The organism is Pseudomonas sp. FP1742, assembly GCF_030687145.1.
Classification (GTDB): Bacteria; Pseudomonadota; Gammaproteobacteria; order Pseudomonadales; family Pseudomonadaceae; genus Aquipseudomonas; species Aquipseudomonas frederiksbergensis_D.
Map to the genome: position 1 here is coordinate 3461111 of NZ_CP117460.1, position 16495 is coordinate 3477605.

Here is a 16495-nt window from a genome sequence, read left to right on the forward strand (position 1 = left end):
CCGCGTCCATCCCTTGTCCATGGAGAGAAGCCCTATGCCCGTTCCCCTTCATATTCCTGCGCAACCGCGTGAAACCCTGCGCCCGAGTACGATCATCGCCGACGGCTTGCTTAACCCTCGGGGCGTTTGTGTGCAGGCCGATGGCAGCCTGCTGCTGACCGAAGCCGGCTCGGGCCTGCCGGACCAGCCCTTCAGCGGCCGTATCAGTCGACTGCGACCGGATCCACACAAGCCCGGCGCCTACCTGCCCGGCGAAATACTCGCGCAAGGCTTTCGCGCCATGAACATGCAGGCCCGCATGCTGCGTGATGAAGTCATGGGACTGTCGGACATCGCCTGCGGTGACGGGCGCTGTCTGGTTAGCCAGACCGATTACGTCGAGGGTTCCAAACTGCTGGACCTGCAATTCACACCGCCCGAACCGGTGTTTCACAGCCGTGGCAATCTGAATGCGCTGTGTTACCACCCGACCCGCCGCAGTTGGCTGGCGGTCAAGCCCGATACCAATCAGTTGGTGGAATTCAGCGGCGAACACGGCGAGCGTGTGCTGGTCCAGTTACTCGAACTGGATCAGGATCAGGAAGCCGTCCCGGTGACCCTGGTGTACGAACCGGCGACCGACGCAGTGCTGATCAGTCTGTTTTCCGGGGAGTTGCAAGGCGACCCGACGCGCAAGGGCATCGACTTCGCCGAGAGGGCCGGCCAGGTAATTCGGGTCTGGCCTGACAGTGGGCAAGTCGAGCTGCTTATTCGCGGCCTGCAACTGCCCACCGGACTGGCGCTGTGTCCGAAGGGCAACGTGCTGGTCCTGGAGCTCTGCGACCGCCTGCAGCAACCCTTGCCAGCGGACTGGAACGGCGAACCGCTGCACGGCGGCTTTACCCGTTTCACCGGGCGACTGCTGAGCTGCAACCCGCAAACCGCCCAGATCGCCGTGCTCGCCCGCGACCTGGATACCCCCTCCAACCTGTGTCTGCTGGAGGATGCGGTACTGGTGAGCGAAGGCATGGGTTTGACCGGCCGGCCACTGCCCATGCCAGACAATACCGTCGTCCCGTTGAGCGGCAGGCTGCGGCGGGTGCAGCTCTGAAAAGGTGGGCCACAAGTTGCCTGAACATTTCCTGCCCCGAATTCGGCAGGAATGTTCAGGCCCGACCGTCGTCAATCGCTTGCCGAGGTATCTCAGATTCGAGCGGGTGACACGATGATTTTCACGTTGTGCTCCTTGTTGTTAACCAATTGCTCAAAGCCCTGCCCGACGATCTGTTCCAGCTGAATGCGCCCGGTTATCAGCGGCGTGATGTCCAGCCGGCCGTCGGCGATAAAGGCGATTACATCTGCGAACTCACCGTTGTAGGCGAGTGCCCCCAGCACCTGTTTTTCGGTGGCGACCAGCTCGAAGAAATTGAACTCGCTGGGCTCCTCGAAGATGCCCACCAGCACACACGTGCCGGCCTTGCGGATCAGGTCAATGGCGAGCTTGGCCGTGTGTTTGTTGCCGATGCATTCGAAACTGACATCCGCCCCCAGCCCACCGGTCAGTCGCCGCACCTCTGCCAAAGCATCGCACTCATTGGGGTCCAGTACATGGCTCGCCCCCACCTCCAGGGCCTTGGCCTTGCGCGCTCCCGACATTTCCAGAGCAATGACCTGGGCCGCGCCAGCCGCCTTGGCGCACATGATGGTGCACAGGCCGATGGTTCCCGCGCCAACCACTACCACATTTTTCCCCAGCAAACTCCCGGCCTTTTTCACCGCGTGCATGCCCACTGCCAGCGGTTCGATCAACGCCCCGGCTTCGGCGGGAAAGTTGGCCGGCAACTTGTAAAGCAGGTTGGCCGGTACGTTGACCAACTCGGCGAACGCGCCATTGTTCATCAGCCCGGTGAACGCCAGGTTCTCGCAAATGTTGTACAGCCCATGGGTGCAGTAATAACAAGTGCCACAGTGCTGACAGGCATCGGCGGCCACCGGCTCGCCCACACTGAACCCCTGGACCCCGGCGCCGATTTCGACGATCTCGCCACAGAACTCATGACCGAGAATGCACTGCCCCTTGATGCCGGTCAGCGGGTGCGGCGCATCCACCGGAATGAACACTGGCCCGGCCACGTATTCATGCAAGTCGGAGCCGCAAATACCGCACCATTGCACGCGAATCTGCACCCAGCCCGCTGGTGGCGAGACGGGCAACGGCACATCTTCGACGCGGATGTCGTGACGACCATGCCAGACAGCGGCACGCATGCTGCGGGTCGGATCAATTGGAAGGCTCATGTTGGAATCTCCTTGAAATCGTTGGCCCTGGCGCCCGGCAAATGGCCGCCAGGGGAGGCATCAGTGTTGTTGGACAAAGTCCAGAATCAGCCGATTGACCTGCTCGGCCGCTTCCATCTGCACCATGTGCGCCTGACCCGGCAGGATTTCGACCTGGGCGGTCAGTCCCGCGCTGTGGGTCGCAGGAATGATCGCGTCGTCACTGCCCCAGATCAGCAACACGGGTTGCCGGCTTTCTTGCACCACTCCGCGCAGGTCGAGTTGTTGCCGCCCGTCTTTGAACAGCTCCGCAACCAGCAGGCGCAGGGCCGCATCCACCCCTTCCAGACGCTTGTACTTGAGCATGTCTTCAAGCATCTGCCGATTGACCAATTCGGGGTCGGAGAACAGTTGCACCAATTGTGGTTTGAGGGCATTGCGGCTGGCTGCCTCGACAAAACCTTGCAGGTAATCGCCGTTGATTTCCGCGCCCAGGCCGGCGCTGCCGATCAAGCTCAGGGAACGCACCCGCTGGGGAGCCAGGCGCGCCGTGTTCAGCGACACCGCCCCGCCCATGGAGTGACCCACCAAATGCGCCACGGGAACATCAAGATGATCGAGCAGAGCCAGCAGCACCCCGCTCAACTCATCCAGATCTCCGTGTTCCAACTGTTTGCCTGACTCGCCATGGCCCGGCAGATCCAGAGCTATCACCCGGCGCCCGGCGGCCAATGCTTCATGATTGAACATCCAGTTATTCAGGTCACCGCCGAACCCGTGCACCAGCACCAACGGCACCCCGCCTTCGCCACGCTCGAAGTAACGGATCAGTCGCCCCTCCAGTTCGACCTTCTGCGGCTTCGGCCCACTGTCTTCCTCGGCACCGTCACCTGGCACGAACGCGGCCTGGAACTGCTCGATCACCGCATCGATCTCGGCCTCGCTGGCTTCGCCGTCGACCACGATGCCGAGCAATGCACCGACCGCGAGGGTTTCATCCTGGCGCGCGATCTGACGGCGCAGCACACCGGAAAACGGCGCTTCGACACTGCTGGAAATTTTGTCGGTTTCTACGTCGAGCACTTCATCGCCCTTGGCGATCGCCTGGCCCTCCTCCTTGAGCCAGACATCGACCCGGCCTTCGGTCATGGACAAGCCCCACTTGGGCATGGTCAGGGTATGGATCTGGCTCATGAACGCTTGCTCCACTCGATCAGTTTGAGCACGGCGTTTTCGATCTTCGCCGCGTCGGGGATATAGAGGTCTTCCAGAGAGTCGGAGAACGGCACCGGTGTATGCGGCGCGGTGACCATCTCGATGGGCGCCTTGAGCGAGGCGAACGCTTTTTGCGCCACCAGGGCCGAAATGTCGGTGGCCATGGAGCAGCGTGGATTGGCCTCGTCGATCACCACCAGGCGCCCGGTCTTTTCCACGCTTTCGAGAATGCTGTCTTCGTCCAGCGGGCTGGTGGTGCGCAAATCGATGACCTCGCAGTCAATGCCTCGCCCTGCCAGGCTGCGGGCTGCATCCATCGCCGTATTGACCGTGCGCCCATAGGAAACCAGGGTCACGTCCTTGCCGTCGCGCAGGAAGTTGGCCTCGCCGAACGGGATGGTATAGAGCTCTTCCGGCACCTCGCCCTGCATGCTGTAGAGCAGTTTGTGTTCGCAGAAGATCACCGGATCGTTGTCGCGGATGGCCTGGATCAACAGGCCCTTGGCGTCATAAGGGGATGACGGGCAGACAACTTTCAGGCCGGGGATGTGGGTCCACAGCGACGTGAGCATTTGCGAGTGTTGGGCGGCGGCCCGCAGGCCCGCGCCGACCATGGTGCGAATCACCAACGGGGTGGAAGCCTTGCCCCCGAACATGTAGCGAAACTTGGCCGCCTGATTGAGGATCTGGTCCAGGCAGCAACCGGCGAAGTCGACGAACATCAACTCACACACCGGGCGCACGCCGCAGGTCGCTGCGCCTACCGCGGCACCGACATAACCCAATTCCGACAGCGGCGTGTCCAGCACGCGGCCGGGAAATTGGTGGTAGAGGCCCTTGGTCACGCCCAATACCCCTCCCCAAGCGTCATTTTCACCAGGAGCACCGGCACCGCCGGCGACGTCTTCCCCCATGATGAACACGCTGGGGTCGCGGCGCATTTCCTGGGCCAGGGCTTCGTTGATTGCCTGCTGATAACTGATTTTTCTCGCCATGATGAAGGTCTCGATTCTTGTTATAGGGGGCGTTCAGGGATAGGAAACGTAGACGTCGGTGAGCAGGTCGGCCGCGCTCGGCTTGGGGTCGGACTTGGCCTTGCGCACGGCATTTTCGATCAACAGGTCCACTTCGCCATCGATCTGGTCCAACTGGCCGGCATCGATCAAACCGGTCCGAGTGGTGCGCTCGCGAAACTGCATCAGGCAGTCATTGTGTTCGCGGAAATACTTGACCTCGTCCGGTGCCCGATAGGTCTGGGCGTCGCCTTCAAAGTGACCGTAGTAGCGGGTCAATTTGACCTCGATCAACGACGGTCCTTCACCGGCTCGGGCGCGCGCCACCGCGGCACCGGCGGCTTCGTGAACGGCGAAAAAGTCGAAGCCGTCGACGGTGACCCCAGGCATGCCGAAACCAGCAGCACGATCGGCAATGTGATCGCAGGCCACCGACCAGTTGGACGCCGTGGCCTCGGCGTAACCGTTGTTCTCGGCAATGAACAGGCACGGCAGGTTCCACACCGAGGCCATGTTCATCGCTTCGAACACGGCCCCTTCGTTGGAACCGCCATCGCCGAAGAACGCCACGGCGACGCCGTCGGTCCCCTTGAGCCTGGCGGCCAGGGCCGCCCCTACCACCAGCGGTGCACCGGCACCGACGATGCCATTGGCACCGAGCATGCCTTTCTCGAAATCGGCGATGTGCATGGAGCCGCCCTTGCCCTGACAGACCCCGGTTTTCTTACCGTAGATTTCGGCCATCATCCCGTGCACATCGACGCCCTTGGCGATGCAGTGACCGTGGCCACGGTGGTTGGAGGCGATGCAGTCGTCATCCCTCAGGTGAGCCATGACACCGGCGGCCGAGGCCTCTTCACCGGCATAAAGATGGACGAAACCGGGTATCTCGCCGGTGGCGAACTCCACGTGCAGGCGTTCTTCAAAGACGCGGATGGTGCGCATCACCCGATAGGCATGCAGCAATTGATCAGCGGTCAGCTGTGTCGACATTTTTATTCTCCAGGGTGTCTTGAGGCTCAAAGTTTCAAAGTGCAAGGTTCAAAGGGTGTTGCGGGTGTTCACGACCGATGGCCAGCAGCCGCTCTTGCGCGGCATAGGCCAGCGCCGCATTGACATCGATGCTCAGCGGGCCGCCGGAGTCGAGGGTCACGGTGGGCAAGTCATGGGCGTTGAATTCGATTTCCCGTTCGCCATCCAGGGCCAGGGTGCCGCTGCTCAGGCATAGGCGATGGGCAACACCGGGTTCAAGGCTGGCGGCCGCGAGCACGCCGCAGCCTTGCAACAGGCCGGGCGCCAGGGGCACCAGTAAGGCTTCGGACGATTGCGGATCAAGGCGCATCCAGGCGCCGTTGGGGGCTTGGCGCGATACTGGAAACCACAAGCCGCAGAGGGCCGAGATGCCAATGGACTGAGGTTCCGCGAAGGTGACAAACACCTCCGCCAGATCGATCCCACGGCTGATCGCACGGGCGCCGATAAAGGGCAGCGAGGACACCGCCACGTCCACCAGCGCCACTTCGCACAGGTCGCGGCTCGGAATCCGCACCAGCAGGCGCTTGTTGCGACGCAAGGCAATGTCGGGCGGGATCCGGCCGCTGGCGAATAGCCCGCCGGCCAGCCCGGCGCTGGTGGCCTCACGCAGCTCCGGGAAGGCATTGTTGGTTCCCGTCGACAGGGTCAGCAGTGGAATATCGCCGACTTCGGCGGCCACGGCTTTGTGGGTGCCGTCACCGCCGAGCACGGCAATCAGCGACACGCCGCGTTCAGCCATCCAGCGCGCGGCCTGGCGAGTGTCCGCCACACTCTGGCGCAAGGTCAGTTCCAGGAACTCCAGGGTTGGCCAGTGGCTGTCACGCGCCTGGCGGCCATGGCTGTTCTTCTTCACCGCCGCCGCGATGCCGGTCATGTCGGTGGGCATCAGTACGCGCTCGACACCGGTGGCGCCAAAAGCCGCCAGCAGCCGTTGGATCACCGAGACCTTGTCGGTGCTGGAAAACAGCCCGGCATTCGCCGTCAGGCGCCGTACGTCCCGACCGGACGCCGGATTGGCAATGATGCCGACGGTCAGGGGCAAGCGACTCATGTCGCCACCACAGATAAAGCAGAGTAAAGGCCTCGGCAGGAGGACATAGGGCACCTCTTGTTATTATCGGGTTGCCAGTCGTACTGGTTGCAGGGGTTAGAGCAAGGCCGGTGCCAGATTCGCAAAAGATCGCCAGAAAGCCCGGTCCAGAGCGGTTCTTGATTGCATTACAAGTGGTGGGATCTCGCTTGATTGAGACGTCCCATGTCAGCCTGCACGGGTTCATGGTGAGACGTTGAGACGTCGCGTCTCAGCTTCGCAGTGGGGTGAACCGATGCTTGTCGACCGCCCGTGAACGGCGCTTAATAGCCCGCACAACTAAAAGAAGATCGAACCGGAGGCCTTAAATGCTTTCCGCACACTCGAAGGCGCATGTGGATTGCGTCAGCCGTGTTTTGAAGAACGCAGCGCACCTGCCGCAATTGCCGGTGCCGGACTTGATCCTGGACTCCTGGCGCCGCTCCATGGAGCAACACCATCTGGACCCTGGCTCATTACAAGGGCCGCGGATCCTGTCCCAGAATGTGTTGCAGGAGTGTCGAGAACGCTCCGAACTGTTCCTGCGCATCGCCAGCGAAGAAGTCGCCCGGCTCCACGGTCGCGTGCGCGATGCCGACTACTGCGTGTTGCTCACCGACGCCCAGGGCCAGACCATCGACTATCGCGTGGAAACCTCCATCCGTAATGATTGCCGCAAAGCAGGCCTGTACCTGGGTACCTGCTGGTCGGAAGGTGAGGAAGGCACCTGCGGGGTGGCTGCGGTGCTGACCGCACGAACACCGGTCACGGTGCACAAACGGGATCACTTCCGAGCGGCTTTTATCGGACTCACCTGCTCCGCCGCTCCGGTCTTCGATCCTCGGGGCGAACTGCTCGGGGTGCTCGATGTGTCTGCGGTGCGCTCGCCGGACGACCGTCGTTCGCAACACCTGATCCGGCAGATGGTGGTGCAGAGCGCACGGGAAATAGAACAAGCGTTTTTCATGAACAGTGCCCAGGGTTACTGGGTGCTGCGGGCCCACAACAGCCCGGGCTACGTCGACAGCCAACCCGATTACCTGCTCGCCTGGGACGATGACGGACAACTGCAGGCGCTGAACCCCGCGGCGCGGCAGTGGCTGTTGCAAAGCTTTGGTCAACTGCCGGAACACGTCGGCCAAGTGTTTGATCAGCAGTTGTTGCATCGGGCCAGGGACGAATCGCTCTGCCTGTTTCACTGCCAGGGTGGCCGCCACGTCCTGCATGGACGACTCAGCGCGCCACGGCGGGTGAAACGCAGCCCAACACGTCGGGTACTGTCACCCGCCGAACTCGACCCGCGACTGGAAGAAAGCCTGCGCCTTGCGGTTCGCGTCAAAGACCGTCATCTGCCGGTACTGATCCACGGCGAAACCGGTTCCGGCAAGGAAGTCTTCGCCCGCCAGCTGCACCAGGCCAGTCTGCGCCGCGATCGACCTTTTATCGCGGTGAACTGCGCAGCGATTCCGGAAAACCTGATCGAAAGCGAGCTGTTTGGTTATGCGGCCGGCGCCTTCACCGGGGCTTCGAGTAAAGGCATGCAAGGTCTGCTGGAACAGGCCGATGGCGGCACCCTGTTTCTCGATGAAATCGGCGATATGCCCCTGCCCCTGCAAACCCGCCTACTGCGGGTTTTAGCCGAGGGCGAAGTGGCGCCCCTGGGAGCGTCGCGAAGCAAAGCGATAGACATTCAGGTGGTCTGCGCGAGCCACCGCGATCTGGAGGCCCTGGTCGCCTCTGGCGAGTTTCGCGAGGACCTGTACTTCCGCCTCAGTGGTGCGCGATTCCAATTGCCGCCGTTGCGCGAACGCAGTGATCGACTGGCATTGATCAACCGGATACTCGAAGAAGAATCGTCGGCCTGCGAAGTATCGATGCAACTGGGAAGCGCCGCACTGGAATGCCTGCTCGGCTATCGCTGGCCGGGAAATGTGCGCGAACTGCGGCACGTGTTGCGTTACGCCTGTGCGGTGTGCGAGACCCACTTGATTCTGTTGAGTGACTTGCCTGAGCATCTGCCCGGCCATCGACTCAATGAGCCGGCTTCAGCTGACACGCTGGAACGCTGCGCCAGTCCGGAACGCCAGGCACTCATCGATGCCCTTGTGCGCCATCGCTGGAAGCCCACCCCCGCCGCCAAGGCTTTGGGCATCTCCCGGGCAACGCTGTATCGACGGGTGCATCAACATGACATCGACATGCCTGGCAGGGGCTAATCACCGCCACTGCCCGGCGCAATCCATGTGGGAGCGGGCTTGCTCGCGAATACGGCGTCATTCGACATTGATGTCACCTGACACACCGCTTTCGCGAGCAAGCCCGCTCCCACAGGTTCCATACCTTAACGACCTGACATTAGCAGCCCATCAGGTTCCGAACTGCCGCCGATGACGCGGCTATCAAAACCAGGTCTCCATCTGGATCCCGTACTGCCACACACCGCCGGCATTGAAGTCCGTCTTGCCGAAGTTGTCTGTGGAACTGTAGCGGTCCAAGTCCGAAGACCAGTTCATGAGACTTGCGAACACTCGCAATTCAGGGCGTGTAAGCAGGTCTCCAACGTCAGGTTTGAAGGTCGGGGCGATGGTGAATTTCCAGAAGTTGCCGTCCACCGCATTACGTTGCAAGTAACCCTTGGGGTCGAGGTTCATGGTTTGCCAGCTCATTTCGTAGGCCATCTCGAAATTGCTGTTGATTTCATTGGCCAACCGCACGTTCAGGGTCATCCAGCGGTAGTCGTCACCCTTGACGTAGCGATCCTTGCTTTGTTCGGCCAGCAAGCTGGGGCCGATACGCCAGTGGGGTGCAATCGGTGTTTCGCCGTACAGCGCCAGGCGCAGCGCACGGGCGTCGTCGATCAGTTCGCCGTCCGAGCCGATGTTCTTGACCTCGGCTCCCAGGCCTTGCCCGTAGAGCAGCGCCGTCTTGAAGAAGCCTTCCCTGCCGAAAAAGTTTTTCTGATGATTGGCGATCATGGTGTGCAAGCCGGAGTCCGCAGGCTTCAGGCCCGCTTCATTGGTGCGAGTGCCAAAGTCGTTTTTCTTTGAGCCAATGCCATTGAACATCCACTGCCACTGACCATTATCGAAGAACTGATTGGAGGTGAGGATGTAGCTTTCCACATCGGCATTGACACCGCCCTCACTGAAATCCCCGTAGTTACGCCCGATCAACGAGTAATTCGAGCGCCAGTTCTTGTTCATCTGCACGTCGTAGATACCACCCCCGGTGCCGGCCAGAAAGACGACGTCCGAGTCCAGCCAATGGATATCGAAATTGTCCCTGTCGAATCGCTTGCCTGCCCACAAGGTGGCGTTCTCGAACGTCGAATTGCCCTTGAATGCGGCGAGATGATCGAGTTCCGTAAATACCTGGCGCACATTCAGGTTACTTTCGGCGGCCGTCCAGTCATTGGAGCTTTCCACTCCATCGGCGATGGAAACCGTGAATTTGGAATGGGTGCCGTTCTGCGCATTGGCTTCTTTCGACAGGTCTATACGCATGTAAGTATCGTCTTCATTACCCAGTCGCCCGACTGCACCACCGACTGAACCGGCAGGCGTTGTATAAGGACCGCCCCGCCCGCCCCCCAGGCCATCGTTGATCAGCAATCCGGAGCGGGCGTAGCCCTTGAAGCTGAACCCGTCGGTGAGGTGTCCGGTACTGCCCTCCTTCTCCAGGCTTTGCTGACGGGCTTCGAGTTTTGCCAACCGAGTATCCAAACTGGGCGCCGCAGTGGCGGTCGCAGTGGATGCAACAGGCTGCAAGGCGGGAGTGGACTGTTTGAGCTGCTGCAGTTCCCTGGCGAGTGCCTGGGTTTGCTGTTCGGCGGCAGCTGCACGCTTTTCCGCGGCGCTGGCACGGGCTTCAAACGCGGCCATGCGTTCTTCCAGAGTCGCGGCCTGAGAGGTGGCCACCGAGGTGCCGAGCACGCCTGCGAGTAGCCAGCTTGATGCTTTCTGCATAGGAATTTCCTGTTTTGTTTTTATTGTTTTGTCCTGCGACCGGTCTTTTCTTGCGTGAACTCTGAAATGTCAAAATCCACGAAAAAAAGGATGCCTCATCGCAAATACGCTGCTACATTTGGCGATGTTAACGTTAACTTTTCTAAAAACAAAAATAAAGAGGGCTTTATGAAACAGCTCAAATCACTCCTTCCAGCAGCACTGCTTGCCCTTTGCGCCGGGCTTCCATCCCTCTCCAGCGCAGCCAATCTGACGATCTCCTGCGGTGCGGTGGGCGCGGAATTACAACTGTGCAAGGAGGCCGTCGAGGCGTGGTCGAAACAGACCGGCAATCACGTCGAGGTGGTGTCCACGCCTAACTCGGCCACCGAGCGCTTGTCCTTCTACCAACAGATCCTCAGTGCGCAGTCCAGCGACATCGACATCATTCAAATCGACATGGTGTGGCCGGGGATGCTGGCCAAACATCTGCTGGATCTGCGCGAGGTGCTGCCCGCCGACGCAACCCAAGGCTACTTCCAGGCGCAGGTGGACAACGCCACGGTGAACGGACGGCTGGTGACAATGCCGTGGTTCACCGACTCGGGCCTGCTGTATTACCGCAAGGACTTGCTCGAGAAATACAACAAGCAAGTCCCCCAGACTTGGGAGGAAATGACCGCTACCGCCAAGGATGTACAACAGGCCGAGCGCAATGCCGGCAACGCCAACGCATGGGGGTACATCTTTCAAGGGCGTGCCTACGAAGGCCTGACGTGTAATGCGCTGGAATGGATCAGCAGCCAACCGGAGGGCGGGCTGGTCAATCCTCAAGGCGACATCGTGGTCAACAGCCAGGCTTCAAGAGCTGCCTTGACCCTGGCCAAAAGCTGGGTCGGCGACATCTCCCCCCGTGGCGTACTCAATTACACCGAGGAAGAAGGACGTGGCGTATTCCAGTCGGGCAATGCGTTGTTCATGCGTAACTGGCCTTATGTCTGGGCCTTGGTGCAAAGCCCGGACAGCGCCGTAAAAGACAAGGTCGGCGTCGCTCCCCTGCCCCGTGGCGGCAACACCGGCACCCATGCCTCCACCCTCGGCGGGTGGGGTCTGGCGGTATCGCGTTACAGCGCCCATCCCAAACTCGCCGCGGAACTGGTGAGCTACCTGACCAGTGCCCAACAGCAAAAACATCGTGCGCTGATTGGCGCCTACAACCCGGTGATCGAGTCGCTCTACCAGGATCCCGAGTTGCTCGCGGCCATGCCTTATTACGGTCAGCTGCACAGCATTCTCAACGATGGGGTCATGCGCCCCGCTTCAATCACCGCCGCTCGTTATCCACGGGTTTCCAATGCGTTCTTCGATCAAGTGCATGGCGTGCTGGCCGGTGAGTTGCCGGTCGATCAGGCGCTGACAGAACTGGAAAGCGAACTCACGCGCATCAAACACCGGAACTGGTAAGCCACAAGGAAGGAATTCACCATGTCTGTCTCTACTACCCATGCCCCCTGTGACGAGCTCCTGCTCACCAGGGAAACGCCGGTACAGCGTCGCCGAGTACGCGCCGCCTGGCTGTTTCTGACACCGATGCTGCTGTGTCTGGCCCTGGTGGCGGCCTGGCCGCTGCTGCGGACATTCTGGTTCAGCCTGACCGACGCCAACCTGGCGGACACTGCTGGCGGCACCTTCGTCGGCTTGAGCAATTATCTGTTCCACAACGGCTCCAGCTGGTCGGGCATTCTGGTCGATCCGCAATGGTGGAACGCGGTGCGCAACACCTTGCATTTCACCGTGGTGTCGGTGGGGCTGGAGGTCGTCCTCGGGCTGCTGGTGGCGCTATTGCTGAACATCAAGTTCACCGGCCGCGCCCTGGTGCGGGCGTTGATTCTGATTCCGTGGGCGATTCCGACCATTGTCTCGGCGAAGATCTGGTCCTGGATGCTCAACGACCAGTTCGGCATCATCAATCACCTGATGCTCAGCCTCGGCCTGATTGACGCCCCCCTGGCCTGGACCGCCGATGCGGACCTGTCGATGTGGGCGGTGATCATCGTCGACGTCTGGAAGACCGTGCCTTTTGTCACGCTGCTGATGCTGGCGGCCTTGCAGATGTTGCCCGGCGATTGCTACGAAGCCGCCAGGGTCGATGGCATTCATCCGCTGAAAGTGTTCTGGCGCGTCACGCTGCCACTGCTGATGCCCGCGCTGCTGGTAGCGGCGATCTTCCGCATCCTCGATTCACTGCGGGTGTTCGACGTGATCTATGTGCTGACCTCGAACTCGTCGAGCACCATGAGCATGTCGGTGTATGCCCGCCAACACCTGGTGGAGTTCCAGGACGTCGGTTACGGCAGCGCGGCCTCGACCCTGCTGTTTCTGGTGGTTGCGGTGATTGCCATGCTTTATCTCTACCTCGGACGCCGTCAACTGGAGGTCCGGTCATGAGCCCGCGACTACTGAAAAAAGCGCTGTTGCGTCTCGGGTTCTGGTGCCTGATCGGGGTGTTGCTGTTGTATGCGGTGTTCCCCTTCTACTACGCCATTGTCACGTCGCTGAAGCCGTCCAGCGCCTTGTTCGAGGTGAGCTACTGGATCAAAAAACCCGACTTCTCCAATTACGCGGTGGTGCTCAACCAAGCCTCATTCCTGCGGGCTATCGGTAATTCGCTGGTGGTTGCGCTGTGCGTGGTGACGCTGGCGTTGTTCCTCAGCCTGACTGCCGCTTATGCCTTGGGCCGGGTCAAGTTCCGCGGGCGCGGCACGGTGTTGATGATGGTCCTCGGGGTGTCGATGTTCCCTCAGGTCGCGGTGCTGTCGGGGCTGTTCGAGGTGATCCGCGCCCTGGGCCTGTACAACACGTCCTGGGCGTTGATCCTCAGCTACACGATTTTCACCCTGCCCTTCACCGTCTGGGTGCTGACCACATTCATGGGCCAACTGCCCCATGAACTGGAAGAAGCGGCAATCATGGATGGTGCATCGCCCTGGGTCGCGCTGACCCGAGTGCTGTTGCCGCTGCTCTGGCCCGCCCTGGTCACCACTGGCTTGTTGGCCTTCATCGCCGCATGGAACGAGTTCCTATTTGCCCTGACCTTCACCCTCACCGACACCCAGCGCACGGTGCCGGTGGCCATCGCCCTGATTTCCGGCGGCAGCCCCCACGAGTTGCCTTGGGGGCTGTTGATGGCGGCATCGGTGGTGGTCACCGTCCCATTGGTGATTCTGGTGCTGATCTTCCAGCGCCGAATCGTTTCCGGTCTCACTACCGGCGCGTTAAAGGGTTGATGCCCGACAACTACAAGGAACAGCATCGTGATCAAGTTGAAACTGGACAACGTGAATAAACAATTAGGCGGCATGCGGATTTTGCGCGACGTCAGCCTGGAGATCGCGGCGGGTGAATTCGTGGTGTTCGTCGGCCCTTCGGGCTGCGGAAAATCGACCCTGCTGCGCCTGATCGCCGGACTCGATTCGATCTGCGCCGGCGACCTGCTGATCGACGGGCGTCGGGTCAACGACCTGGAGCCGCGCGAGCGTGGCGTCGGCATGGTGTTTCAGTCTTATGCGCTGTACCCGCACATGAGCGTCTACGACAACATCAGTTTTGGCCTGAAGCTGGCCAAGACCGAAAAAACCAGCCTGCGCGAGCGGGTGCTGAAAACCGCGAAAATCCTGCAACTGGACAAACTGCTGCAACGCAAGCCAAAGGAACTGTCCGGCGGGCAGCGTCAGCGTGTGGCCATGGGCAGAGCGATGGCGCGGGAACCGGACATTTTGTTGTTCGATGAGCCGCTCTCCAACCTGGATGCGTCCTTGCGGGTGCAGATGCGCAACGAAATCGCCCGGCTGCATGATCGACTGGGCTCGACCATGATCTACGTCACCCACGACCAGGTGGAAGCGATGACCCTGGCCGACAAAATTGTCGTGCTCAATGGCGGTCGCGTCGAGCAGGTCGGCTCCCCGCGTGACCTTTATGAACGTCCGGCCAGCCAGTTTGTCGCCGGTTTCCTCGGCTCACCAAGAATGAACTTTTTGGCGGTGCGCCTGCAGGCGCCAGGCGAAACCAGCCTGGTCGACAGCCCCGTCCTGGGTATGACATCCCTGCCCTTCGACAGCTCGAATCTGGCGGCAGGCACGTTGCTGAGCCTGGGCATTCGTCCGGAACAGGTATCGCTCAAGGCGGCGCAGGGAACTGCCGGCATCGTCGTCACCGCGGTCGAATACCTGGGCAGCGAAACCTATGTGCACCTGGAGACTGGTCAGGACGAGCCGCTGATCTGTCGCTGCGAAGTCAACGCCGGATGGCAGGCGGGTGATCGGGTCGAGCTGCAACTGGACCTCGACAACCTGCACTTGTTCGACGCCGACGGCACGGCCTTGAAGCGCCACGCCGTTGAAAGCGTCCCTCTGCGCTCGGCACGAGCAGGCGCCCTATGACTGTGTCGTTGAATACCATGAGCGCTCCTATGTCCTCTGTCCTTGAGCTTGCGCAGGACGCGTTGGCTGACGGCCTGTCGCGGGTCATCCACGATTACCGCCCCGCCTATCATCTTGCCCCACCGGCGGGCTGGATGAACGACCCTAACGGGGTGGTGTTCTTTCGCGGCGAGTATCACGTGTTCTATCAACACCACCCCTTCGACGCGAAATGGGGCCCGATGTATTGGGGGCATGCCAAGAGCGCCGACCTGGTCCATTGGCAGCATCTGCCGATTGCCCTGGCGCCCGGCGATGACTTCGACCGCGACGGCTGTTTTTCCGGGAGCGCGGTGGTGTGTGGAGACACCTTGGCGCTGATCTACACCGGGCACACCTGGCTGAAGGGCGTGGGTGACGAAAGCTCGATCCGTCAAGTCCAGTGCCTGGCCACCAGTGTCGACGGCATCCGTTTCGTCAAGCATGGCGCGGTCATCGAGACCGCGCCGCAAGACGCGATCATGCACTTTCGTGACCCCAAGGTCTGGCAGGAAGATGACTATTGGTACCTGATAGCGGGCGCACGCCTGGGCGATCAACCGCTGCTGCCGCTGTACCGTTCCACGGATCTGCATGCCTGGGAGTTCCTCGACTACGTGGCCAGCGGCAGCGAGGGCGACGGCTATATGTGGGAGTGCCCGGATCTGTTCCGCCTGAACGGGCGCGATGTGTTGCTGTACTCCCCCCAAGGCATGCAACCCCAGGGTTACGAACGGCTCAACAAATACCAGACCGGTTATCGAGTGGGCCAACTCGACAGCCAATGGCACTTCACCGGCGGGCCTTTTATCGAACTGGATAACGGCCACGATTTCTATGCCGCGCAAACGCTGGTGGCCGCCGATGGTCGACGCCTGGTGTGGGCGTGGCTCGACATGTGGGAAAGCCCGATGCCGAGCCAGGCCCATCATTGGTGCGGCATGCTCGGTTTGCCACGCGAACTTGAACTGCATGACGATCGCCTTTGCGTGTATCCGGCACGGGAGCTCACCGCTCTGCGCCAGGCGCCATTGCCGGGTACGTCCTGGTGGGATGGCTCGGGGGCCCGGTGGGTGCCGGAAGTGCATGGCGACAGGCTCGAAATCCATGTGCATCTGGATCTGCTCGGGTGCACCGATGGGCACTTGGGAATCGCCTTGCGTTGCAGTGACGAGGGTGATGAAGAAACCTTGCTCTACTACGATGCGGCGCTGCAGCGTCTGGTGCTGGACCGCAGCCGTTCGGGCGCGCAAGTCACCGGTCAGCGCAGTGTGCCGATAGACCCGACACAAGAGCGGCTGGCGCTGCGTGTGTTCCTTGATCGCTCGTCCATCGAGGTGTTCGACGAAAACGGGGGCTTCAGCCTCAGCAGCCGTCTCTATCCGCGGCCCGACAGTCTGGGAGTGAAGCTTGTGGCAAGCGGCGGTGGCGGGCGCGTCCGCATTCCAGGAGCGTGGCCTCTGGCCTCGGGATGGCTGTGAGCGGCGTCATTCGAGTCGCGAG

At 61.1% G+C, this 16495-nt stretch carries 13 protein-coding genes; 7 read left to right on the top strand and 6 right to left on the bottom strand.

Annotated elements, in window-relative coordinates:
• The first annotated feature begins 34 nt into the window (after positions 1–34).
• Positions 35–1090: a hypothetical protein gene (locus PSH64_RS15355; RefSeq protein WP_305477716.1), complete on the top strand. Its 1056-nt coding sequence runs from the start codon at positions 35–37 to the stop codon at positions 1088–1090.
• Between the two features lie 92 nt (positions 1091–1182).
• Here the strand turns inward: PSH64_RS15355 and PSH64_RS15360 are convergent, their stop codons facing one another.
• The 5 genes from PSH64_RS15360 to PSH64_RS15380 form a co-directional block, all read right to left on the bottom strand.
• Entirely contained in the window at positions 1183–2247 is a 1065-nt protein-coding gene (locus PSH64_RS15360; protein ID WP_244914231.1) for a 2,3-butanediol dehydrogenase, read from the bottom strand.
• 90 nt (positions 2248–2337) lie between these two features.
• Positions 2338–3450, bottom strand: coding sequence for an acetoin dehydrogenase dihydrolipoyllysine-residue acetyltransferase subunit (locus PSH64_RS15365; RefSeq protein WP_305477717.1), 1113 nt, complete (start codon positions 3448–3450; stop codon positions 2338–2340).
• A complete protein-coding gene (locus tag PSH64_RS15370; RefSeq protein ID WP_018928915.1) occupies positions 3447–4466 on the bottom strand; it encodes an alpha-ketoacid dehydrogenase subunit beta in 1020 nt (339 codons plus the stop codon). Before PSH64_RS15370 ends, PSH64_RS15365 begins: the two co-directional genes overlap by 4 nt.
• A 33-nt stretch (positions 4467–4499) precedes the next feature.
• Positions 4500–5477 carry a thiamine pyrophosphate-dependent dehydrogenase E1 component subunit alpha gene (locus PSH64_RS15375; RefSeq protein WP_305477718.1) on the bottom strand — a complete coding sequence of 326 codons (978 nt, stop codon included), beginning with the start codon at positions 5475–5477 and terminating at the stop codon, positions 4500–4502.
• Between the two features lie 34 nt (positions 5478–5511).
• Entirely contained in the window at positions 5512–6570 is a 1059-nt protein-coding gene (locus tag PSH64_RS15380; protein ID WP_305477719.1) for an ATP-NAD kinase family protein, read from the bottom strand.
• Positions 6571–6917: 347 nt separating this feature from the next.
• Between PSH64_RS15380 and PSH64_RS15385 the strand changes: the two genes are divergently transcribed.
• Positions 6918–8804: a sigma-54-dependent Fis family transcriptional regulator gene (locus tag PSH64_RS15385; RefSeq protein WP_305477720.1), complete on the top strand. Its 1887-nt coding sequence runs from the start codon at positions 6918–6920 to the stop codon at positions 8802–8804.
• A 183-nt stretch (positions 8805–8987) separates the two neighbouring features.
• Here the strand turns inward: PSH64_RS15385 and PSH64_RS15390 are convergent, their stop codons facing one another.
• Positions 8988–10553 carry a carbohydrate porin gene (locus PSH64_RS15390; protein ID WP_305477721.1) on the bottom strand — a complete coding sequence of 522 codons (1566 nt, stop codon included), beginning with the start codon at positions 10551–10553 and terminating at the stop codon, positions 8988–8990.
• Between the two features lie 168 nt (positions 10554–10721).
• Here PSH64_RS15390 and PSH64_RS15395 point away from each other — a divergent pair, with 168 nt between their 5' ends.
• The 5 genes from PSH64_RS15395 to PSH64_RS15415 are packed head-to-tail and all read left to right on the top strand — an operon-like array spanning position 10722 to position 16473.
• Positions 10722–11996: an ABC transporter substrate-binding protein gene (locus PSH64_RS15395; protein ID WP_105344381.1), complete on the top strand. Its 1275-nt coding sequence runs from the start codon at positions 10722–10724 to the stop codon at positions 11994–11996.
• 21 nt (positions 11997–12017) lie between these two features.
• Positions 12018–12980 carry a carbohydrate ABC transporter permease gene (locus PSH64_RS15400; RefSeq protein ID WP_105344384.1) on the top strand — a complete coding sequence of 321 codons (963 nt, stop codon included), beginning with the start codon at positions 12018–12020 and terminating at the stop codon, positions 12978–12980.
• Positions 12977–13819, top strand: a complete 843-nt coding sequence (locus tag PSH64_RS15405; protein WP_305477722.1) for a carbohydrate ABC transporter permease — start codon at positions 12977–12979, stop codon at positions 13817–13819. The genes PSH64_RS15400 and PSH64_RS15405 overlap by 4 nt, the downstream gene beginning before the upstream one ends.
• A 27-nt stretch (positions 13820–13846) precedes the next feature.
• The gene (locus PSH64_RS15410; RefSeq protein WP_105344388.1) at positions 13847–14974 is read left to right on the top strand and encodes an ABC transporter ATP-binding protein; all 1128 of its coding nucleotides are present in this window, start codon (positions 13847–13849) and stop codon (positions 14972–14974) included.
• Positions 14971–16473, top strand: a complete 1503-nt coding sequence (locus tag PSH64_RS15415) for a glycoside hydrolase family 32 protein (RefSeq protein ID WP_305477723.1) — start codon at positions 14971–14973, stop codon at positions 16471–16473. The genes PSH64_RS15410 and PSH64_RS15415 overlap by 4 nt, the downstream gene beginning before the upstream one ends.
• Positions 16474–16495: the final 22 nt, after the last annotated feature.

Excerpts from the sequence above, each read along its gene's own strand:
- PSH64_RS15355 (WP_305477716.1), top strand. The coding sequence starts at position 35 with ATGCCCGTTCCCCTTCATATTCCTGCGCAACCGCGTGAAACCCTGCGC.
- PSH64_RS15360 (WP_244914231.1), bottom strand. The coding sequence starts at position 2,247 with ATGCGTGCCGCTGTCTGGCATGGTCGTCACGACATCCGCGTCGAAGAT.
- PSH64_RS15365 (WP_305477717.1), bottom strand. The coding sequence starts at position 3,450 with ATGAGCCAGATCCATACCCTGACCATGCCCAAGTGGGGCTTGTCCATG.
- PSH64_RS15370 (WP_018928915.1), bottom strand. The coding sequence starts at position 4,466 with ATGGCGAGAAAAATCAGTTATCAGCAGGCAATCAACGAAGCCCTGGCC.
- PSH64_RS15375 (WP_305477718.1), bottom strand. The coding sequence starts at position 5,477 with ATGTCGACACAGCTGACCGCTGATCAATTGCTGCATGCCTATCGGGTG.
- PSH64_RS15380 (WP_305477719.1), bottom strand. The coding sequence starts at position 6,570 with ATGAGTCGCTTGCCCCTGACCGTCGGCATCATTGCCAATCCGGCGTCC.
- PSH64_RS15385 (WP_305477720.1), top strand. The coding sequence starts at position 6,918 with ATGCTTTCCGCACACTCGAAGGCGCATGTGGATTGCGTCAGCCGTGTT.
- PSH64_RS15390 (WP_305477721.1), bottom strand. The coding sequence starts at position 10,553 with ATGCAGAAAGCATCAAGCTGGCTACTCGCAGGCGTGCTCGGCACCTCG.
- PSH64_RS15395 (WP_105344381.1), top strand. The coding sequence starts at position 10,722 with ATGAAACAGCTCAAATCACTCCTTCCAGCAGCACTGCTTGCCCTTTGC.
- PSH64_RS15400 (WP_105344384.1), top strand. The coding sequence starts at position 12,018 with ATGTCTGTCTCTACTACCCATGCCCCCTGTGACGAGCTCCTGCTCACC.
- PSH64_RS15405 (WP_305477722.1), top strand. The coding sequence starts at position 12,977 with ATGAGCCCGCGACTACTGAAAAAAGCGCTGTTGCGTCTCGGGTTCTGG.
- PSH64_RS15415 (WP_305477723.1), top strand. The coding sequence starts at position 14,971 with ATGACTGTGTCGTTGAATACCATGAGCGCTCCTATGTCCTCTGTCCTT.